Consider the following 20,492-nt stretch of genomic DNA (forward strand, 5'->3'; position numbering starts at 1 on the left):
TTTACAGACCTGCAGACGCCGTCTCCTGATGGCAAAGCGAGATTTCCAGATTCCCGTTACGGCGACGCAGCTCATCGATAAAATGTTTTTCTTGAAGTGGATCCCTTAATGTCAGGTCATAAGTCAGCTTGAACAGGCTGCCCATATTCGTGCTCTTGACCTGCTTGACGGTAAAATGGGAGGCGTATTTTTCCAGCACGGGATCAAAGGCACCGGTATAGTCCAGATCTTCCGGCACCGTGATGTGCAGGGTGCGAAAGCGGGGGGCTCCGGAGTGCTCTCCCAGATGTATAGCATTGTAAAGCATAGTTGCTCCCCCCAGAATAAGGGCAAAAAGCAGCGCGTAGCCTAAATACCCCATTCCAGTGATCAGTCCGGTGCCCATGGCTACAAAAAGAGCGCCGATCTCCCGGGCAGAACCAGGAGCGGAGCGGAAACGGACCAGGCTGAATGCGCCTGCCACGGCCACACCGGTGCCTACATTTCCGTTGACCATCATAATGACCACGCATACCACGGCCGGGAGAAGCGCCAGAGTGATGGAAAAGCTCTTGCTGTAGGTGGTGTGCCACAGCGTCATGGCGCATAAAACCAATCCGATCAGCAGAGATACACCTACGCACAGCAGAAAATTCTGTACGGTGATGGTACTGGTCAGTTCGGTATCAAAGATCCCGCGAAACAACAGATCAAGCATAGTTACGTTCACCTCCGACCGTTCTTGCTTGTATAAGCTGATAAGCAGCTCCGTACTTGGAATAAGATGTCTGATAAATCTCCAGTTCTGAGAGAATATGAGTCAGCCAAAGTGGCATTCCACCGGCAATCTTCAGTTCCATCAGCACCTGGTCTGAATCCAGCAGAGAGGTACCCCATGGAGCAGAGTCCAGTGTGAGAGATTGCTGGCGAAAACGGATGTCACGGTCAAACGTTACCCGCAGATCCGGATCCTCCACTCCGTGATAGGAGTCCCGCTCGTACGAGAGAAATACAGCAGGGGACAACGGACGATAAAAATTTACGGTATAGGCCAGTTCATTTCCGATTTGAGTGTCCGGCCAGAGCGGAACGCCCAGCATGCAGGCCAGAGCCTGATGTTGTGGGAGGGGAAGACGACGCTTATACACCACGGAGCGGTACTTTTTTTTCAATTCCACAAACACCGGATCGGACAGGCTGGCGCGACCATAACTGCGGATACGGATTTTTTCCTTATAGACCGGCTTTTCCAGGCTTCGGCGGATGAGGCGGAAAGATGGGGTGTCCACGTATAGATTTCGAATGGAACTGTGCGCGTATGTATCTTCAACCACATGGGGTCCCATCGCCGTCAGGAGCGCCGCCTGCTGGCAACGTGTGATCAGATATTTCAGCTCGTAGCGCTGAAAAACCATCTGATTGCTCATAACGGTGACCTCCTTACTTGAGTTTGTAAGGTAAGTATACATGCTCAAACATAAATGAACCTAAAAGCAGCATTCTATTTTTGATAAAAGAAAACAGCAGTCGGGACAGACGGTAAGTCTGTCCCGACTGCTGTTTTAACACGAACGATGGGTTAAAGCGTGTCGTTGAATTTGTAGCCGATTCCCCAGATGGTGAGAATATAACGGGGGGCATCCGGATCGGGCTCTACTTTTTTACGGAGTTTCCGGATAAAGGCCATAATATTGCTGTCCGTGGTATAGTACGCCTCGTTCCATACGGCCTGGTAGATCTGTTCTTTGGTAAAAACGGTACCTCGATTTTCGGCCAGAAAGAAAAGGATATCAAACTCTTTGGGGGTGAGCTGAATTTCCTCCCCACCGCGCAGGACCTGGCGGCTCTTTGGGTCAATGACCAGGTCCCCGCAGACGAGTCCTGCGTCCGATGGAGAGGGTGCATCGGAGTCCTGCCGCTCCAGAAGCAGGGAGGCGGTCTGTCCGGAGATCAGCTCTTCTACCGCACGGTGGAACTCCATGGCAGGAGGTGTGGCGGGAGCCTGCTGCCGCAGGTGATCCCGCAGCCAGCAAAGAAAGGGAAGATCCAGTGAGATAAAATTGATTTTGCGCATACCGCCACCTCCTTTACAGCAATTCTCCGTAGGTACGGACATACCAACGCTTGGCCAGCGTTGTCAAAAGCAGATAACCTGCCACGACTCCCGCCAAAAATACAAAATAGACCGGCGGCAGAGGTGCCAGCCCCAGAAGGGGAGCCAGCGGAGTGTAGACCAATGCGGTCAATACCGCAAGTCCAAAAAGTGTCACCAGCCAGACTGCCCGGGCTGGGCTGCTCTGGAAAAAGGGAATATGCCGTGTACGCAGCATATGTACAATGAGGACCTGGCTCCACAGGGATTCCAGAAACCAACCCGTATGAAACAGCAGCGCAAAGTGGAGCTGATCTGCCCCGGACAGTTCCGGGTAGTATCCCCCCAACAGCCCAGGACAGAGCACGAAATACAAAAAGGCGAAGGTGACCAAGTCGAACAGAGAACTGAGTGGGGCAAAAAAACGCATGAACCGGCTCAGATGTTCGCCGGACCAAGTCAAAGGCCGCTGGCAAGTGTCCGGGTCCACCGCGTCCCATGGGAGGGTCATACACAGGGTATCATAGAGCACATTGAGCAGCAGCAGCTGCGCTGCGGTCATAGGGAGGAAGGGGAGCAGTGCGCTGGCTGCCGCGATGGAGAGAATGTTGCCCAGATTGGAGGAGGCGGTGATGCGGATATATTTGGTCATGTTGGCAAAGGCCTTTCGCCCTTCCAAAATGCCTTGCTCCAGTACATTCAGATCCTTTTTCAGCAGTACCACGTCGGCTGCCTCCCGCAGGGCCTCCGCTGCGGTGTCCACTGAGATACCTACATCGGCTGCGGACATGGCGGATAGGTCGTTCATCCCGTCCCCCAAGAAACCTACGGTGTGGCCATTGTCCTGCAGCAAACGAATGATCCTGGATTTCTGGGTAGGGGTAAGCTCGGCAAACAGGGTGCATTGCTCCGCTGCGGCGGACCATTGCTCCGGCGGCAGCTGTTCCAGCTCGGTGCCGGTAAGGGCCATGGCCACATCCAGTCCAAGCCGCCGGCAGACGGACAACGCCACGCTCTTCTGGTCGCCAGTGAGGACCTTTACGCCTACATTGAGTTGCTGCAGGCGGGCCAATGCGCCGGCGGCGGAGGGCTTGGGTGCGTCGAAAAAGACCACATAGCCCAGCAGGGTCAGTTCTGCCTCCGATTCCGGTGTCAGGCAGCTGCCGTCCGGCAGGGGCTTACAGGCAACGGCCAGTACCTTCATCCCGTCTTCCTGCATTTCATCCACAACCAGATGTACACCGCTGGCGTCGGTCGGGTCAATCTCCACCCGTTCACCCTGATGCTCCACAAAGCGGCAGCGGGAATAGACCTGCTCTACATCTCCCTTGGTCAGCAGAAACCGTCTGCCATCGGCATCCTGTATCAATACGCTGACACATTTGCGGGTGTGATCAAAGGGCAGTTCATCCAACTTGTGTACGGTCTGAGCCAGGGTGTGCAGATGTGCACCCTGATCGGGCATCGTGGCACAGGCCAGCAGGGCGCGGTCCAGAGGATTGACTACACCGGTGTGAAAGAGACTGTTGAGATAGGCCGCTTCCAGTACTTGACGGCTCTCATTGCCCAAGACGTCCAGATAATACTCCAGGACCACCTGGTCTCCCGTGAGTGTGCCCGTCTTATCCACGCACAGGACATCCATTCCTCCGAAGCCCTGCATGGCGCTGATGGTCTTGACCAGCGTCTGTTTTTGCTCCATTGCGGCGCTGCCCCGGGCCAGACAGGCGTTGATGACCATTGGGAGCATCTCGGGGGTCAGTCCTACAGCTACCGACACAGCAAAAAGAAGACTGGTCATCCACGCTCCCTTGGTGAGTGCGCACACGGCAAAGACTACCGGTACCAGCACGACCATAAAGCGGATGAGCACCCATGCAATCGAGCGGCTTCCCTGATCAAAGCGGTCTCGCGTCTGCTGGAGCTCCTGGTGGTAATTGCCATATACAGTGTCCTTGCCCACGGCCAGTACCACACCTTCACCTTGACCGCTGAGCACGCTGGTACCCATAAAAGCCAAATTGGACAGTTGATTGAGGGTTGCTGGGGTATCTGGGGGAAGAGGAAGGGCGTTTTTTTCCAGTATGGCGCTCTCACCGGTCAGCAGAGACTGGGAGAGGAACAAATCACTTGCATCGGTGATGCGCAGATCTGCCGGTACCCGGTCCCCGGCGGTAAGTACCACCCGGTCACCAACGACCAGCTCTTCCGGCGGCAGGTGGCGGAGCTGACCGTCCCGGCGCACGGTAACGGTGGCCTGAATGATGCCGGCCAGGGCATCGGAGGCCCGGCCGGCCCGGAGATCCTGCCACAGCCGGAGCAGACCGCTGAGCAGGAGCATGATCAGAATGAGCAATACGGTGCTGACGCTGCGGCCGTAATCGGCCGGCAGGTATACGTCGGTAAAAAAACTGACCAGAGCCAATACAGCCAGGATTCCGCTGAAAGGAGTGGCAAAGGCACGGCACAGACGCTGCAGAGGCGTTGGGTGTCCCGAGGGTCCCAGGTGATTGGCGCCGTAGGAGCGGCGCATCTGGCGGACCTGTCTGTCGGTGAGTCCATCGGCTGTCAAATCAAAATCCCGTTCCAAAGCAGACGGGGGGGAGAAGGCGTATGTCAGCAACCGCTGGTGAAGGGAAACGCGTGTATGCTCCATGGCGTTGACCTCCGTTACGGGGTGACTTTTCGGTCCAGCCAGTCCAGACATTCCCGGTACAGTGCCTGACTCTCTGCCAAAGCGGGGTCCCGGTCGTAGTCATGCTCCAACCCGTATACCGGCAGGAACTGATTGTCCGGGATAAAGAGGCTCATTTTCCGGGAGAAGGAGAAGGGCACGTCCTGATCGGCCGTGCTGGCGGTTAGAAAGGTAGGAGGCAGGCGGCGCAGACCGTCGTCCGAAATGGAAAAGCGCCCCCAGTCCTCCACATCGCGGGTGAGAAAACGGGGCCAGGCACCCTGCTGGCGGGCGTAGACGTAGAGAAAAAAGCGGCTCTCAATGGGGGCCGAGGACACCGGAGGGGCATTCCACAGGTCAGGGATAAGGGAACGGTCGATTTGAGGGAGCATCTGGTAGTGAGGGCTGGGGCTGGTGAAAAAGGGATGACGCAGGTCGTGATAGCCATAAAAGGCCCAAAGGGCCAGCGGCTGTTCCCCGCCGGCCAGGCCCAGACGATGGGCCAGCAGCAGCGCCAGGTAGGCTCCCGCCGACCGGCCGAAGAGCACAAAGGGGCAGTGTCCCAGGCCCAGTTCCCCCTCCCGTGCGGCCAAAAACCATTCCAGAGCCCGGTCGGCACAGGCATGGATCTGGGGAAGAGGACTCTCAGGTGCCAGCAGATAGTCCAGGCAGATCAGATGATATCCCCGTCCGGTGATGGCCTGAATGTAAGGTTGAGGCAGGTCGTCCCGGCGGCCATACAGCAGCCCGCCTCCGTGAAAATAGAGGATGGCGGCTTTTGCCGGGCCGATGGCGGGGTAGAGATCGGCGCCTACGGGCACGCCGCAGCAATCAAACGTAAAGGTGTTCATAGTCCCTCCCAAAAGCGGATTCGGGCGCTCAATGTTCCAAAATACGGTAAGCCAGCAGTCCAAGCTGGAGTTCCAGCAGTTTCCTGGAATTTTTCAAATCCGTATTCAGCAGTCCCTTGATTTTTTCCAGACGATAAATGTAGGTATTGCGGTGGATATACATGCTTTTGGCCGCATCGCTGATGCTGCCGTTATGGAGAAAATACTGCTCCAGCGTTTCTACCAGCTGAGTGCCGCTCTTGGCGTCCTGCCGCAGCAGAGGGCCAACGGCAGCCTGGGAAAAGCGGCGCAGGGCATCCCGGTTGACGTGTTCGCTGAGAAGCTGGTAGGCGGCAAAATCGTCCATAAACACGACCTGCTCCCGGATGGCGGTAGTGCGTGTCATGTGGACCCCGTTTTGGGCGTTTTGCAGGCTGCGGCTCACCTCCGAAAGGACAGGGACGGTCTTGCCTGCCACCACCAGGATCCGGGGAGCGGTGGGATCGGCGTTGAGCAGCTCTACCATCCGATGGGCCATCCGGCGCAGGGCTCGGCTGGCTTTATCTGCCTCCTGCCCCAGATCGGCCAACAGCACCAGCTGTACGCCGCGGGGAATGGGGATCAGACTGACGCCGGTCTCGGCCGCGGCCTGATCGGCGGCAGCGATGATGCGTTCGGTCTCCTGGGGGCGCCTGTCCTGCTCCCGCTGGAGCTGTTCGGGAGGCACTTCCTCCGGCCCCCAGCGTACCACCAGGCAGCGGTAGCGACTTTCAAACTGCAGCCCATGGAGCTTGGCGAGGGAACGCACGGCGTTTTGAGACTCAATATTGCCCGAGAGCAGGTCGTCCAAAAAGTCCTTGCGTACCCGCAGCTTGGTCTGCTCTACTTCTTTGGCGCGGATCCGTTCCAGCGCGGCTACCACCGCTACCTGTTCCAGAGCCACATAGTCCAGTTCCCCCAGACTGCGTACCGATTCCCACACGATAAGATAGCCGTAGATGAAGCTGTGGGCGGCGATGGGGAGAATGCGGCAGGGGACGCTGTGGTGTTCATTGATGGAAAAGATCCGGGTGACCGCTTTTTTATAGTGGCGCAGACCGTCAGGCAGCGTCTGTAAAAACGGTTCGGGGAAGGGAGGCTGCTTGCCGGCGGTGTTGAGGTGCCGGTCCAGAGGCAGCGGGTTGTCCGGCCGGTCCACACAGCACAGCAGATTCCAGCTGCTGTCGGTGACCAGTACAGGATTGCCGATGAGCCGCACCAGGGTCTCCGTCAGCTTGAACAGTCCGTTGGAGGTCAGCGCAGTGCGCATGACTTCCCGGTGAATCTCCAGCGTCTTTTCCAACTGCTGGTCGTTCTGGGCAAACAGCCGCTGGTTCAGAAGTTCGGCGGCTGCAGACAGAGAGTAGCCAAAGGGCAGCGCGATGATGGGAAAGTCCAGCCGGTCAGCCTCCCGCAGCATGCAGGATGGAATGGTATCCAGATACCGCCCCACCTTGATGCACAGCCCTGCGCAATTGATCTGGGCCAGAGCGGGGATGATGCTGCGCTGGAGCGCTTCGTTTTCCCGGAAAAGATAGCCGGTGCTCATCAGAAATTCTCCGGGCATAAGCCAGTCCAGACTGTCCGGATTGTCCATGACGTTAGTGCGGGTGATGACCCGGTCGGCCCCCTGCTGTCCGGCCACCAGCCGGACCCCCTCCAGTCCGCACAGGGACAGAAAATCGGATACTGTGACCTCCATGGTACATGCTCCTTTTATCCATTGCTTCTTTTTTAACATACCCCAACCTGGCTCAGAACACAAGCAAAAGTTTTGGGCACGCAGCCCAAAAAGATACAGCGGCTTTTGGAAGTTCCTACATTGAGCGGGAATAAGTCGAATGCTATTCTAGTGCTATCAACGAAAGACGATGCACGGGAGGGGATCTCTTGATTACCAAAAATCAGGTACGTAAACATCTTTACTTTGACTCCGTGACGCTGATGGTGGCCTCCAGCATGATGCGGGGGCTGGACGGGGTGATCAACGCCGCCGTCATGATGGGTACCGACCACAACCGCGCACTCATGACCCAGGCAGGTCTGCTGGGACCGGACATGGAGCCCTTCGGCGTCAACGACACCGTGGTGGGCATTCTGGCCGAGAGCGAGCAGGCAGCACAGGCGGCCATTGCTTTTTTTGACGACTACATCGGCGGGAAAAAGGCCGCCGCCGAGCAGACAAGCGAGCAGCGGGCCAGAACGTTGGCGGCAGCAAAAACGGCCAGCCCCGGCGTCAACTTTGCTGTGGTTTCAGTCCCCGGCCGGTATGCCCGGGCGGAGGCGGAAAAAGCCATGGAACTAGGAATGCATGTGCTGCTGTTCAGTGACAACGTCTCCCTGGAGGATGAGGTGGAGCTGAAAAAGCAGGCTGTGGAAAAGGGCCTTCTGATGATGGGACCCGACTGCGGCACCACCATCATCAACGGCACCGCACTGGGTTTTGCCAATGTGGTACGCCGGGGGAACATCGGACTGGTGGCCGCTGCGGGTACCGGACTGCAGGAGGTAACGGTGCTCATTGACCAGCTGGGCGGCGGCGTGTCCCAGGCCCTGGGCACCGGTGGCCGGGATCTGAAGGCCGAGGTGGAGGGGCGGATGATGTCCCTGTGCCTGGATGCGCTGGAGCAGGACCCGGAGACCGAGGTCATCGTTATCCTCTCCAAGCCCCCGGCCCAGTCGGTGATGCAGAAGATGCTCCGGCAGCTGGAAGGGGTGAACAAGCCGGTGATCGCTGCCTTCCTGGGAGGCGACCCGGCCCTGCTGGAGGGCAGCCGGGTGGTATGGGCCGGCGATTTGGAGCAGGCTGCCCGGCTGGCGGTGCTGGCCGCCCGGGGAGAGAAGCCCGAGCTGCCCCCGGCGGACGATGGGATGCTGCGGGCCATGGCCGAAGAGGAGTGTGCCAAACTCCGCCCGGAGCAGAAGCACCTGCGTGGGCTCTACTCCGGCGGCACCCTGTGCTATGAGACCATCCTGCTGCTGCGGGAGGCGGGATTGCCCACCTGGTCCAACATCGCGCTGGACAAGGACTATCTCCTGGACGGGGGTGCGCCCAGCCGGGAGGACACCCTGCTGGACATGGGGGACGACTTTTTCACCAACGGACTGCCCCACCCCATGATCGACTTCCGCCAGCGGGTGGAGCGAATGGAACAGGAGGCGGCCGACCCCACGGTGGGGGTGCTGCTGCTGGACTGCGTGTGCGGCTATGGCACCCATGCCGACCCGGCGGGTGAGCTGGCTCCCGCCATCCGGCGGGCCAAGGAGCGGGCGGCCAAGGACGGACGGCACCTGACGGTGATTGTTTCCGTCACGGCTACTGAGGCTGATCCTCAGGTCCGCAGCGCCCAGCTGCGGGCGCTGGAAGCGGCGGGGGCCCTGACCCTGCCCTGCAACGCCCAGGCTGCCCGCCTGGCGGCCCTCGTGCTCAAGCAACTGCGTTCGGTCTGAAAGGAGCAGCGTCATGGCAGAGAAAAAACAGCAGATCAATGAGCTTTTTGCCTCCCAACTTAACGTGGCCAACGTGGGCGTGGAGGTGTTCTATCAGGCGGTAAGAGACCAGAACGTACCCGCCGTACAAGTGGACTGGCGTCCCCCCGCGGGGGGCGATGCCCGGCTGGCCCAGGTGCTGGATCAGCTGCGCCGCCTGCCGCCGGAGCGGATCGAGGCGGCCAACGCGGAGGCCCACCGCCGTATGGACAAGGGCGACCCGGTGTGGGCGGGGATGGTCTACGCCAAGGACGTGCTGCCCGACATGGACCGCTATACCATCGGCCACGCCGGCCCTCCTCTGCGCTGGGAGGAGATGTGCGGCCCTATGAAGGGAGCGGTCATCGGCGCCATCCGCTATGAGGGACTGGCCGATACCGAGGAGGAAGCTGTAGCCCTGGTGGAGTCCGGAAAGATCCGCTTCCGCCCCAATCACTCTGTGGCCTGCGTGGGCCCCATGACGGGGATGATCACCTGGTCCATGCCCCTGTTCAAGGTAGTGAACAAGACCTTCGGCAACGTGGCCTACTGCACGGTCAACGAGGGGCTGGGCAAGGTCATGCGCTTCGGCGCTAACGACGATTCGGTGCTCCGCCGGCTCAAATGGCTGGAGCAGGTGCTGGCCCCCGCGCTGCAGAAGGCGGTGGAGTTGCACGGGCCCTTCAGCCTGAAGGTGCTTATGGCCAAGGCCCTGGCCATGGGGGACGAGATGCACCAGCGCAACATCGCCGCATCCTCTCTCTTCGCGCGGGACGTGCTGCCGGCGCTCATCCGGGCGGTGGAGGACCGGGAGCAGCTGGGGGAGATCGCCGATTTCATCTCGGGCAACGACCAGTTCTTCCTGAACCTGGCCATGGCCTCCTGCAAAGCGGTGTGTGATGCGGCCAAAGACATCCCGGACTGTACTATTGTCACCGCCATGAGCCGCAACGGCACCAATTTCGGCATCAAGGTCTCGGCTCTGGGCGAGCAGTGGTTTGAAGCGCCGGTGCTTATGCCCAAGGGGCTGTTCTTCCCCGGTTACGGCCCGGAGGACGCCAATCCGGATATGGGTGACTCGGCCATCACCGAGACCTACGGCATCGGCGGCTTCACCATGGGTTCGGCTCCGGCGGTGGTGCGCTTTGTGGGGGCCGACTCGGTCCAGGCGGCCATGAACTACACGAAGGATATGTATGAGATTACCCAGGGGGTCAACAGCCAGCTTACCATCCCCAACATGGATTTCAAGGGTGCCCCCATGGGCATTGACATCCGCAAGGTGGTGGAGACGGGCATCACCCCCGTCATCAATACGGGCATGGCCCACAAGAAACCCGGCGTGGGTCAGGTGGGCGCCGGTATCGTCCGGGCCCCTATGGAGTGCTTTACCGGGGCACTGGAGGCGTTTGCCCGGTCCCTGAACATCTGACAGACAGAAAGGAAGGCTGAGTATGGCGGATACACTGGTCATTGCCATCGGCGGCAATGCGATCTTGAAAGAAGGACAGCGGGGGACGGTGGAGGAGCAGTTTGAAAACGTGAACGCCTGCTGCGCCCCTATCGTGGACCTGTATGCCAAGGGCTACCGCATTGTGCTGGTCCACGGCAACGGCCCCCAGGTGGGCAATATCCTGCTGCAGGTGGAGGCAGCGGCCGATACGGTAGCCCCCCAGACCATCGACCTGTGCGGCGCCCAAACCCAGGGACAGCTGGGATACATGCTCCAGCGCTCGGTGCACAATATGTTCCAGCGCAAGCACATCCAGGGGAAAATCACCAGCGTGGTGACCCAGGTGATCGTGGATCCGGCCGACCCTGCTTTCCAGAATCCCACCAAGCCCATCGGACCGTTCTATACCGAGGAGCGGGCCCGGCAGATCCAGGCCGAGCACCCCGAGGCGGTACTCAAGGAGGACTCCGGCCGTGGCTGGCGCCGGGTGGTGGCCTCGCCCAAGCCCCTGCGGATCATCGAGCGGGATTCGGTCCGCTCCCTGCTGGACCAGAACCACATTGTGGTCTCCGGCGGCGGAGGAGGTATCCCTGTGGCCATTGAGGACGGCCACTATGTGGGGGTAGAGGCCGTGGTGGACAAAGACCTGGTGGCCGCCATCATCGCCCGGGATCTGAGCGCGGACAAACTGGTCATCCTTACCGGCGTGGACCAGGTATTTGTGGATTTCGGCAAGCCCACCCAGCGGCCCATTCCCCGCATGACGGTCTCCCAGGCAAAGCAGTACATGGACCAGGGACAGTTCCCGGCGGGCAGCATGAAGCCCAAGATCGAGGCAGCCCTGGGCTACCTGGCCAGCGGCGGAAAAGAAGTGCTCATTACCTCCATCGATAAGCTTTCCCAGGCGCTGGAGGGGACAAGCGGTACCGTCATTTGTAACGATAACTGAGGCGTTTACTGCGCCTGATTTTACAAAATCGGACACGCAGCACAATGAAATGGACTTGTTTTTGTAAGTCTCTACAATGACGGTGGAACGGTGAAGCTTTATAATCAAAGACACGATGACCAATACTTACCGCCGGAAAGGAGAAGCGGAGCATGATCCAGCAAGCAAACCAGGAGGCCCTGACCCGATTGAAACGCGCGTCGCCGCGTCTGGTGGATATCCGCCGGGCGGGGGACGTGTTGGAGGGATTTGACCGCTCTACCATCCTTCACGCCGGCCCACCCATCGACTATCCGCAGATGTGCGCTCCCATGCAGGAAGCGGTTCACGCGGTACTGATCTATGAGGGACTGGCAGAGAACCGGGATGCGGCGGCCAAATTGGCCGCCAGCGGGAAGATCCGCTATCTCACCTGCCACGAGCGGGGTGTGGTGGGACCCATGACCGGCGTTACCTCCTATTCCATGCCGCTGCTGGTGGTGCGCAATGAGACTTACGGTAACCTGGCCTTCAGCACCATCAACGAGGGGGCGGGGGACGTAATCCGCTTCGGCGGCTGCACCGACAACACCATCCGCCGCCTGAAATGGATTGAGACGGTGCTGGCCCCCCGGCTCAAGCAGGCCGTAGACCTGCTGGGCGGGCTGGACCTGAGTGCCATCATGTCCCAGGCCCTGTCCATGGGGGACGAGCTGCACATGCGCAACATTGCTGCCTCCATGGTTCTGCTCCACCGCCTGGCGGCCCCGCTGTCCCAGGTGTGTCCGCCGGAGGAGCTGAGGGAGATCATGACCTTCCTCACCAGCCGCAACGACCAGTTCTTCCTCAATTTCGCCATGGCGGCCAATAAGAGCGCCGCCGACGCCGCCGAGGGCGTGCCCAATTCTACCCTGGTTACCGCCATTGCCCGCAACGGCGTGGAGGTGGGCATCCGGGTCAGCGGAATGCCAGGGCGGTGGTTTACCGCCCCCGCGCCGCTGGTGAAGGGACTGTACTTCTCCGGCTACAGCGAGGAGGATGCCAACCCAGACCTGGGCGACTCGGCCATCATGGAGGTCAACGGCTTCGGTGCCTTCGCCATGGCGGCCTCGCCCGCCATTGTCCGGCTCATCGGAATCCCCGATACTGACGAGGCCAACGAGTTTACCCAGCTCATGCGCGCTATTACCGTGGGTGAGCATCAGAACTATACCATCCCCGGCCAGAACTTTGCCGGACTGCCCCTGGGCATCGACCTGATGAAAGTGGTGGATACGGGCATTGAGCCCGGACTCAATACCGCCATCGTCAGCAAGCAGCCCGGCGTGGGTATGATCGGCGCCGGCCTGTCCCGGGTACCGTTTGCGGCCTTTGCCAAGGCCCTCATCGCCTTTGATGAAATGATCCGGGAGCGGGGCGAATGAACGGCGCGGTCCAGTGGCTGTGTGCGGCGGCTCCCATCATACTGCTGTTCGTGGCCATTGGGGTGCTGCGTATGCCCACCCAGCGGGCCGCCTTTCTGGGGGCGCTGGCCGCAGCTGCGGTGGCCCTGGGTGTTCAGGGGGCATCCCCGGTCCTGCTGGGATATGAGGTGGCCAAAGGGGCGTGGAACTCCATCTCCATCCTCCTGGCCATCTGGCCGGCGGTGTTCCTCTATGAGATGATGGTTCGCTCCGGTGCCTTCCCCGCCATTCGGCGGCTGGTCCTGGACAGCACCCAGGATCAGCTGATGGCCATTCTCCTGTTCAGCTGGCTGTTTTCTAGTTTCCTGCAGGGCATCTCCGGGTTCGGCGTGCCGGTGGCAGTGTGTGCCCCCATCCTCATCTCCCTGGGGGTCAAACCCCTGTGGTCGGTGGTCATTACCCTGTGCGGTCACGCCTGGGCCAATACCTTCGGAACGCTGGGGCTGGCCTGGAACGTGCTGGCCCAGCAGGGTGAGGGAGGGATCACCGTGGGCACGGTGGTGTTCACGGGAGCGCTGCTCTGGGGCTGCGATCTGGCCGGCGGGGTGAGTATCTGCTGGTTTTACGGCGGGCGAAAGGCCCTGCGCCATATGGCCCCCATGCTGCTGCTCCTCTCCGCCATCCAGGGTGGCGGGCAGCTGCTCACCGCCCTGTTCGATCCTACGGTGGCGGCCTTTCTCCCAACCACTGCCGCCCTGCTGGCGGCGGCGGGATGCCTGAAGCTGGGGGCTTATACCAGACCCTGGCGGGTGGAGCACTCCCCCATTCTGGACGAAGAGCCGCCGGCAGCCACAGAAGAAAGCAAGACCGGGCCGGCGCTGGCCGTGCTCCCCTTTGTGATCCTGGCGGCGGCATCGGTGATTGTATTCCTGTTCCCGCCGGTGAACCACCTGCTGGGACAGGTGAGTCTCTCCTTGTCCACGCCGGAGACCGTTACCGCGCTGGGCTACCGAAATCCAGCCCAGCCGGCTTACGGCAGGCTGACCATCTTTACTCACGCTGGTGCGGTGCTGCTGGTGACCGTGGTCCTCTCCTGGTGGGTCTACCGCCGGCGGGGGCGGCTGGAGGCGGGCTCCTTCCGGCCGGTGCTGCGGGCCACAGTACATAAGATGCTCCCCGTCTCGCTGGGGATTGTATGCCTGCTGATCTGCGCCCAGGTCCTCAGGGGCAGCGGGGCTATGGAGGTGGTGGCCCGCGGTGTCACTGGCGTCTTTGGCCCACTCTACGGACTGGCGGCCCCTTTTGTGGGGATCCTGGGGGCGTTTGTTACCTCGTCCAATACCTCGTCCAACATCCTGCTGGGCAGTTTCCAGATGTCTGCCGCTCAGATGCTCTCCATCGCGCCGGGCGTGATTCTCACGGCCCAGACGGTGGGCGGGGCCATCGGTACGGTGCTTGGTCCTTCCACCATCCTTCTTGGGACCACCACCGCCGGATGCGGCGGACAGGAGGGGCGTGTACTGCGGCAGCTGCTGCCTTTCGCGCTGGTACTGGTCAGTCTGACCGGCGGGATCATATTTGCCGCGACCCTCGTGACGCGGCCATAGACGGAGGCCGGTATGTATATTCAAGCCGTCGGACTGCCCGCCCTGCCTACGTGCTGGGAGGGAACGGTCCACAGTGTATTTCAAAACAGCTGCAACATCCAAGCTGCGGACGGTCCGTTGATCACCGTTCACCGCTTTTCCTTCGGTATGCTGCCCCGCTCGCTGTTTGTGCCTGAGCTGGACACCTGGGGGTTGACTCCCGGCGATCCGGTGCAGGCCGACGGGGAAACGGTCCGTCTGGGTCGGCTGCGCCTGAGCTGGGCTGGGCGGGTAGAGACCGTATCCACTGCGGTGCCACGACTGGAAGAGCGCCCGGAGCACTGGCCTAGGGCCTGGCAGATGCTGACTCAGCGGCAGCGCCAGATGGAAGACACCGCCGTGACCCGGCTGCTCTACCGCCGTCTGCGGGAGGCGCTGACCAACCTCTGGACGGCCCTGAAGCAGAATGAAATGGAATGGATTCAGAGTGCATGCGGGTCCTGTGTGGGACTTGGCCAGGGGCTTACTCCTTCGGGAGACGACATGCTGTTGGGCACGATGGCGACTCTGCATATGTACGCCCCGGAGCTGGTTCCACGGCTGGCACAGGGCATCCGGCCCTTCCTGGGGCGGACCAACGACATCAGCCGCAGCTATCTGGAGCTGGTACTGGACGGCTACGCCGCCACGCCGGTCATCCGGGCTGCCGGAAGCCTCGTGGGTGGGGGAACTGGTGCGGTGGAACTGCTACTCAATGTGGGTCACTCCTCGGGCTGTGATATTTTGGAAGGAATACTGACTGCGGTCAGACAAATTGGTATGAGAGAGAAAGGATGGAACTAGCGTATGAAAAAGAGTTTTGCCCAGCGAATGAAGAACATGGGGCCGGCGGCCATCATCACCAGCGCCTTTATCGGTCCGGGCACCATCACCACCTGTACGGTGGCCGGCGTCAGCTTCGGATACGCCCTGTTGTGGGCGGTGGTCTTCTCCGGCATCGCCCTGGTGATCCTGATGGAAATGTCAGCCCGCACCACCCTGGCCACAGGGATGAACCTGGTGGATTCCTCTACTGCAGTGGCCCCTGAAAATCAGGTGTGGAAATGGATCGTACGGGCCGTCTTTTTCCTGACTGTATTGGCCGTTTGTTTTGCGTTCCAGGCGGGCAATGAGATCGGCGCCGCCCGCGGCCTTGCGGATATCGTGAATATGCCCATCCCTGCCGCCGCCCTTATCATCGGCGCCTGCGCCCTGGCCACTACCTGGCTGGGCTCCTATAAGACTCTGGAGACCATCATGCAGATCTTCGTCAGCCTGATGGGCGTGCTCTTCCTCATCACTGCCATCGTTATCCGTCCTGACTGGGGCGCCGTGCTGCGGGGCATCATCCCCAGCCTGCCCGAAGGCAGCACCGTCAGCGCTCTGGCTCTCATCGGCACCACCATGGTGGGCATCAACCTGATCGTACACTCCATCTCCTGCGAAGAGAAGTATCACTCCCTGGACGAGATGGGCGACGCTAAGTTTGACATTGGTGTCAACATCCTCATCGGCGTCGTCATCACCCTGTCCATGCTCATCACCAGCGCTACCGTCCTGTATCAGAGCGGCACCGAGGTGTCCAGCCCCCTGGTGTTCACCCAGTCTCTGGAGCCTGTACTGGGCAGCTGGGCCCGCATCATCGGCGACATCGGCCTGCTGGCTGCCGGCCTGTCCTCCGCCGTGGCGGTATCCTACACCATGCGTTCCATCTACAGCCGCCTGTTCAAGTGGGAGGGCGGCAGCACCAGTATGCCTGCCAAAATTCTGGGTACCATTGTCATCGCCTTCGGCACTGCGTTTGCCATGTTCAGCAAGACGCCCACCCAGATCATCGTGGTGGCTCAGGCGGTCAGCGGCTTCTCTCTGCCCTTCATCGCTATCGTGCTTATGGCAGTGGCCAATAGCAAGAAGCTGATGGGAGACTACCGCAATAAGCTGTTCTCCAACGTTGTGGGCCTGATTGCCGTGGCGGTTACCCTGTTCCTGGGCCTGCGCAACATTTATAATGTCCTGTTCTGATCCACATCCCGCGGGGACGGCAGCCGCCGTCCCCGCATGAAATTGGAGGTTCATTATGCTCAAAGCAAATAAAGTGGCGCTGGAGCGGCTCATGTCTGCCGATCCCGTCCTGGTGGACGTCAAGCCTGCCCATGAGGTGCTGGAGGGGTTGACTCCCACTACCTTCCTCCACGCCGGCCCACCCATCGCCTTCCAGGATATGTGTCCTCCCATGCAGGGGGCGGTGTACTGCGCCCTGCTGAATGAGGGAATCGCCAAGAATATCGACGAGGCCAAACGCATGGCGGCCGACGGTACCATCACCTACAAGCCCTGCCACGAGTTCGGGGCCGTAGGTCCCATGACCGGCCTGACCACCTGGTCCATGCCTCTGTGGGTGGTGGAGGACCGGGCCACCGGTCGGCGCAGTTATGCCAACATCAGTGAGGGCAGCGGTGTGGGTCTGCGCTTCGGCGAATACACCCAGCGCACCCTGGACCGTCTGAAGTGGATGCGGGAGGTGGCCGGACCGGTGTTCTCCCAGCTGCTCCACGAGATCGGCGGCATGGATCTGGCACCCATGATGGCCCAGGGCCTGGCCATGGGGGACGAGCTGCACATGCGCAACCACGCCGGCACCGCCCTGTTTGTCAAAAACTACGCCTGGCTCATTGCCCGCATCGCCGGAGCGGAGGCCGAGAACGTGCTGAAGTTCATCGGCGTGGGCAACGACCAGTTCTTCCTCAATCTGGCCATGGCGGCCAATAAGCTGGCCGCCGACCTGGCCGACGGCGTGCCCGGTTCCACACTGGTCACGGCGATTGCACGCAACGGCGTCAACTTCGGCATTCGCATCAGCGGCCTGCCCGGCCGGTGGTTTACCGCCCCGTCGCCCATGGTGAAGGGCCTGTACTTCCCCGGCTTTACTGAGGCCGACGCCAACCCAGACCTGGGTGACAGTGCCATCATGGAGGTGGGCGGTTTCGGCGGCTGCTCCATGATCACGGCCCCCGCCATCGTGAAATTCCTGGGCGCGGCCAGTGTGGATGTGGCCCGGGAGACCACCGAGGCCATGTATTCCATCACCATGGGGGAGCACCCCCGCTACCAGATCCCAGCGCTGAATTTCCGGGGCACTCCCTGCGGTATCGATATCATGAAGGTAGTGGAGACCGGCATTACTCCTATCCTGAACACCGCCATTGCCTCCAACAAGGCTGGCGTTGGTATGGTGGGAGCCGGCATGTCCACCCTGCCCATTGAGCCTTTTGTGGAAGCGCTGAAGGCGCTGGCCCAGGAACTGGGCATTTAAGAACAGGAGCGTGAAGCATGAAACTGAGGAATGTGGTCAAGAAGAACAGCTATTACGATTCCGCCACGCTGATGCTGCTCTCCAGTAAGGTGGGCGAGCACATCGGTTCCACCAAGAACGTGGCGGTGATGATGGCCAGCGATATGAATAAGGACATTATGCGTGCCTCCGGCCTGCTGGCTGAGGAGGGGGCCGCCGCCAGCCCCAACGACCTGGTCTTTGCCATCCGGGCTGAGGATGATGCGGCCATCGATGCGGCTATGGCCCTGGCCGAAGAGATCCTCAACAGCCGCAACACCAAAATGGAGCAGCGGGAGACCGACGTAGTGAAAACGGTGGAGGATGCCGTGGCCCGGGTGGACGGCGCCAAGTTGGCTGTGGTGTCCCTGCCTGGTAAGTTTGCCGCCCGCGAGGTGAAAAAGCTGCTGAAGGAGGACTGCAACGTCCTGCTGTTCAGCGACAACGTCTCCTGTGAAGAGGAAAACCAGCTCAAGGACCTGGCGCTGGAAAAGGGCCTTTTGATGATGGGCCCCGACTGTGGCACCGCTGTCATCAACGGCGTGGGCCTGGGCTTTGCCAATAAGCTGCGCCGGGGCGGCATCGGCCTGGCTGCGGCCTCGGGTACCGGCCTGCAGGAGGTCATGACTCTCATCAGCAACTTCGGCGGCGGCGTATCCCAGGCACTGGGCACCGGCGGCCGGGACCTGAAGGAGGTCATCGGCGGCAAGATGATGGGGCTGTGTGTCCAGATGCTTCAGCAGGACCCGGGTACCAGCGTGATTGTAGTGATCTCCAAACCTCCCGCACCCTCTGTCATGGACCGTATGGTGGAGCAGCTGAAGAACAGCGATAAGCCCACCGTGGTCTGTTTCCTGGGCGGCAAGGATATGGAGGATACCGGCAACCTGTACTTTGTCCATACTCTGGAGGAAGCAGCTTGTAAGGCATTGGAACTTGCAGGCGTTGGAAGACCCGATGCCCTGCGGGGCGAGCATGCCGCGCTGTCCGATCTGGCGGCGCAGCAGAAGGGCGTCCTCCAGCCCGGGCAGAAATACATCCGCGGCCTCTACTGCGGCGGAACGCTGGCTTATGAGTCCATGCTGCTCATGGGGGAGAAGCTGGGAGATGTGTACTCCAACATTGCACTGAGAAAGGATCTGCTGCTGGACGGCACCGCCCCCTCCGTAGGCCACACTGTGCTGGATCTGGGTGACGATGCCTTTACGGTTGGCAAGCCTCACCCCATGATCGAACCCGCCCTTCGGGGTGAGCGGCTGGTGCAGGAGGCTCTGGATCCGGAAACAGCAGTTATCTTGCTGGATGTGGAGATCGGTTACGGCTCCCACGCCGATCCGGCCTCCGTTGTAGCAGGCGAGATTGCCCAGGCCAAGGCCGAACTGAACTCTGCCGGCCGGAAGGTGGTGTTCCTGGCCTCCATCTGCGGCACTTATGAGGACTTCCAGGACTATGCCGCCCAGAAGGCGCAGCTGGAGGCCCTGGGTGTGGTAGTACTGGAATCCAATGCCCAGGCTGCAGAGCTGGCCATCCGCATCGTATCCTGACAGGGAGGGAATACCATGGAAAACAAGCTGTTTGAAGAAAAAATGTCTGTTATTAACCTGGGACTGCCTGGCTTTTTTGAAAGCGTGAAGGAGCAGGGGGCGGCCTGTGTCCATGTGGACTGGCGTCCCCCGGCAGGTGGAGACGTGCGGCTGATCGAGATCCTGGACCGGCTGAGAGAGCTGGGTTAAATCGTTGTATAAAATGCCCCCTCCAAACCATGATGATGGCTTGGAGGGGGCATTTTATACAAAAATCAGCCCCAAAATTTTGCTGGAATTCTAGTAGACTGGATGTAGAGAACGTGCTATGGTAGACATGTAGAATTATATTTAAAGGAAATCGGCTCTGAGGGAAAGGGCGAATGACCGTATAGGAAAACAGGAGGGATACAGGTGCACCTGCCCCAACGACGGAGTGGTGAGAGCGGACGGGAATACGCTCTGCGCGCCATCCGGGAAAGCATTGTTAATCTGGAATTTTTGCCTGGCAGCAGGATCAGTGAAAGTGCTCTGGCTGCGCAGCTGGGGGTATCCCGCACCCCGGTGGGGGAGGCACTCAACGAGCTGTCTAGGGTACGGATTGTAGAGATTTACCCTCAACGGCAGAGTATCGTCTCATACATTGACTGCGATCTGGTGGAAGAGGCGCGGTTTATCCGGGAAGTATTGGAATGTGCCATCGTGCGCCATATCTGCACACGAAAGTTAGAAAAATCTGACTTTTCCAAACTGACGGAGATTCTTAAATTGCAGCAATTCTATCTGCGCAGCAACGCCCCTCAGCGTCTGCTTGAGCTGGACAATCAGTTTCATGAAATGCTGTTTGATCTGGATCACAAGCCGCAGGCGTATTCCATGATGAAGAATACATCCATTCATTTTGAACGAGTGCGCAGTCTTTCGCTGACTACGATCCGGGACCAGAACATCGTCCAGGACCATGAAGAGATTCTGGATGCGCTCCAGCAGGGCAGGGAGGAACTGGCTGCCGCCTGTATGAAAGCGCATCTGAGACGTTACCGGGTGGATGAAAAGACCATCCAGGCCAAGTACCCGGAATATTTTCGGATGCCGGGAGACCGCCAGAGAGGGGGATAGAACGCGGCGGCATCACTCCATGAAGAAG

At 60.2% G+C, this 20,492-nt stretch carries 17 protein-coding genes; 11 read left to right on the forward strand and 6 right to left on the reverse strand.

What is annotated here, in order from left to right:
* Nucleotide 1 precedes the first annotated feature (1 nt).
* The 6 genes from WMO45_RS06535 to WMO45_RS06560 form a co-directional block, all read right to left on the reverse strand.
* Entirely contained in the window at nt 2-697 is a 696-nt protein-coding gene (locus WMO45_RS06535) for a DUF4956 domain-containing protein (protein WP_349139761.1), read from the reverse strand.
* Nucleotides 690-1,406 carry a polyphosphate polymerase domain-containing protein gene (locus WMO45_RS06540; protein ID WP_349139763.1) on the reverse strand — a complete coding sequence of 239 codons (717 nt, stop codon included), beginning with the start codon at nt 1,404-1,406 and terminating at the stop codon, nt 690-692. Before WMO45_RS06540 ends, WMO45_RS06535 begins: the two co-directional genes overlap by 8 nt.
* A gap of 152 nt (nt 1,407-1,558) precedes the next feature.
* A complete protein-coding gene (locus tag WMO45_RS06545) occupies nt 1,559-2,053 on the reverse strand; it encodes a winged helix-turn-helix domain-containing protein (RefSeq protein WP_349139764.1) in 495 nt (164 codons plus the stop codon).
* A 13-nt stretch (nt 2,054-2,066) separates the two neighbouring features.
* Complete coding sequence (gene mgtA, locus WMO45_RS06550; RefSeq protein ID WP_349139765.1) at nt 2,067-4,727, reverse strand: magnesium-translocating P-type ATPase; 2,661 nt, start codon at nt 4,725-4,727, stop codon at nt 2,067-2,069.
* 14 nt (nt 4,728-4,741) lie between these two features.
* Nucleotides 4,742-5,596, reverse strand: a complete 855-nt coding sequence (locus WMO45_RS06555; protein ID WP_349139766.1) for an alpha/beta hydrolase — start codon at nt 5,594-5,596, stop codon at nt 4,742-4,744.
* Between the two features lie 28 nt (nt 5,597-5,624).
* Complete coding sequence (locus WMO45_RS06560) at nt 5,625-7,316, reverse strand: PucR family transcriptional regulator (RefSeq protein ID WP_349139767.1); 1,692 nt, start codon at nt 7,314-7,316, stop codon at nt 5,625-5,627.
* Nucleotides 7,317-7,504: 188 nt separating this feature from the next.
* On the opposite strand from WMO45_RS06560, the gene fdrA (WMO45_RS06565) reads away from it, so the two are divergent.
* From fdrA (WMO45_RS06565) to WMO45_RS06615, 11 genes are all read left to right on the forward strand, one after another.
* The gene (fdrA, locus tag WMO45_RS06565; RefSeq protein ID WP_349139768.1) at nt 7,505-9,064 is read left to right on the forward strand and encodes an acyl-CoA synthetase FdrA; all 1,560 of its coding nucleotides are present in this window, start codon (nt 7,505-7,507) and stop codon (nt 9,062-9,064) included.
* A 13-nt stretch (nt 9,065-9,077) separates the two neighbouring features.
* Nucleotides 9,078-10,514 carry a YlbE family protein gene (locus WMO45_RS06570; RefSeq protein WP_349139769.1) on the forward strand — a complete coding sequence of 479 codons (1,437 nt, stop codon included), beginning with the start codon at nt 9,078-9,080 and terminating at the stop codon, nt 10,512-10,514.
* Nucleotides 10,515-10,536: 22 nt separating this feature from the next.
* On the forward strand, nt 10,537-11,484 hold the full coding sequence (arcC, locus tag WMO45_RS06575; protein ID WP_349139770.1) for a carbamate kinase: 948 nt from the start codon (nt 10,537-10,539) through the stop codon (nt 11,482-11,484).
* A 152-nt stretch (nt 11,485-11,636) separates the two neighbouring features.
* Nucleotides 11,637-12,887: a YlbE family protein gene (locus tag WMO45_RS06580; RefSeq protein ID WP_349139771.1), complete on the forward strand. Its 1,251-nt coding sequence runs from the start codon at nt 11,637-11,639 to the stop codon at nt 12,885-12,887.
* Nucleotides 12,884-14,473, forward strand: a complete 1,590-nt coding sequence (locus tag WMO45_RS06585) for an L-lactate permease (protein WP_349139772.1) — start codon at nt 12,884-12,886, stop codon at nt 14,471-14,473. The genes WMO45_RS06580 and WMO45_RS06585 overlap by 4 nt, the downstream gene beginning before the upstream one ends.
* A 12-nt stretch (nt 14,474-14,485) precedes the next feature.
* Nucleotides 14,486-15,295, forward strand: a complete 810-nt coding sequence (locus WMO45_RS06590) for an oxamate carbamoyltransferase subunit AllH family protein (RefSeq protein WP_349139773.1) — start codon at nt 14,486-14,488, stop codon at nt 15,293-15,295.
* Nucleotides 15,296-15,298: 3 nt separating this feature from the next.
* Nucleotides 15,299-16,513, forward strand: a complete 1,215-nt coding sequence (locus tag WMO45_RS06595; protein WP_349139774.1) for an Nramp family divalent metal transporter — start codon at nt 15,299-15,301, stop codon at nt 16,511-16,513.
* 55 nt (nt 16,514-16,568) lie between these two features.
* Nucleotides 16,569-17,804, forward strand: a complete 1,236-nt coding sequence (locus WMO45_RS06600) for a YlbE family protein (RefSeq protein WP_349139775.1) — start codon at nt 16,569-16,571, stop codon at nt 17,802-17,804.
* A gap of 17 nt (nt 17,805-17,821) precedes the next feature.
* The gene (gene fdrA / locus WMO45_RS06605) at nt 17,822-19,366 is read left to right on the forward strand and encodes an acyl-CoA synthetase FdrA (RefSeq protein ID WP_349139776.1); all 1,545 of its coding nucleotides are present in this window, start codon (nt 17,822-17,824) and stop codon (nt 19,364-19,366) included.
* Between the two features lie 15 nt (nt 19,367-19,381).
* On the forward strand, nt 19,382-19,555 hold the full coding sequence (locus tag WMO45_RS06610) for a hypothetical protein (RefSeq protein ID WP_349139777.1): 174 nt from the start codon (nt 19,382-19,384) through the stop codon (nt 19,553-19,555).
* A 204-nt stretch (nt 19,556-19,759) separates the two neighbouring features.
* The gene (locus WMO45_RS06615) at nt 19,760-20,464 is read left to right on the forward strand and encodes a GntR family transcriptional regulator (RefSeq protein ID WP_349139778.1); all 705 of its coding nucleotides are present in this window, start codon (nt 19,760-19,762) and stop codon (nt 20,462-20,464) included.
* The last annotated feature ends 28 nt before the right edge of the window (nt 20,465-20,492 follow it).

This window comes from Flavonifractor hominis (assembly GCF_040095835.1).
In the GTDB taxonomy this organism is placed as follows: domain Bacteria; phylum Bacillota; class Clostridia; order Oscillospirales; family Oscillospiraceae; genus Flavonifractor; species Flavonifractor hominis.

Bases quoted from the DNA above. Each gene is read 5' to 3' on its own strand.
- WMO45_RS06535 (WP_349139761.1), bottom strand. From the start codon at position 697: ATGCTTGATCTGTTGTTTCGCGGGATCTTTGATACCGAACTGACCAGT.
- WMO45_RS06540 (WP_349139763.1), bottom strand. From the start codon at position 1,406: ATGAGCAATCAGATGGTTTTTCAGCGCTACGAGCTGAAATATCTGATC.
- WMO45_RS06545 (WP_349139764.1), bottom strand. From the start codon at position 2,053: ATGCGCAAAATCAATTTTATCTCACTGGATCTTCCCTTTCTTTGCTGG.
- mgtA (WP_349139765.1), bottom strand. From the start codon at position 4,727: ATGGAGCATACACGCGTTTCCCTTCACCAGCGGTTGCTGACATACGCC.
- WMO45_RS06555 (WP_349139766.1), bottom strand. From the start codon at position 5,596: ATGAACACCTTTACGTTTGATTGCTGCGGCGTGCCCGTAGGCGCCGAT.
- WMO45_RS06560 (WP_349139767.1), bottom strand. From the start codon at position 7,316: ATGGAGGTCACAGTATCCGATTTTCTGTCCCTGTGCGGACTGGAGGGG.
- WMO45_RS06570 (WP_349139769.1), top strand. From the start codon at position 9,078: ATGGCAGAGAAAAAACAGCAGATCAATGAGCTTTTTGCCTCCCAACTT.
- arcC (WP_349139770.1), top strand. From the start codon at position 10,537: ATGGCGGATACACTGGTCATTGCCATCGGCGGCAATGCGATCTTGAAA.
- WMO45_RS06580 (WP_349139771.1), top strand. From the start codon at position 11,637: ATGATCCAGCAAGCAAACCAGGAGGCCCTGACCCGATTGAAACGCGCG.
- WMO45_RS06585 (WP_349139772.1), top strand. From the start codon at position 12,884: ATGAACGGCGCGGTCCAGTGGCTGTGTGCGGCGGCTCCCATCATACTG.
- WMO45_RS06590 (WP_349139773.1), top strand. From the start codon at position 14,486: ATGTATATTCAAGCCGTCGGACTGCCCGCCCTGCCTACGTGCTGGGAG.
- WMO45_RS06595 (WP_349139774.1), top strand. From the start codon at position 15,299: ATGAAAAAGAGTTTTGCCCAGCGAATGAAGAACATGGGGCCGGCGGCC.
- WMO45_RS06600 (WP_349139775.1), top strand. From the start codon at position 16,569: ATGCTCAAAGCAAATAAAGTGGCGCTGGAGCGGCTCATGTCTGCCGAT.
- fdrA (WP_349139776.1), top strand. From the start codon at position 17,822: ATGAAACTGAGGAATGTGGTCAAGAAGAACAGCTATTACGATTCCGCC.
- WMO45_RS06610 (WP_349139777.1), top strand. From the start codon at position 19,382: ATGGAAAACAAGCTGTTTGAAGAAAAAATGTCTGTTATTAACCTGGGA.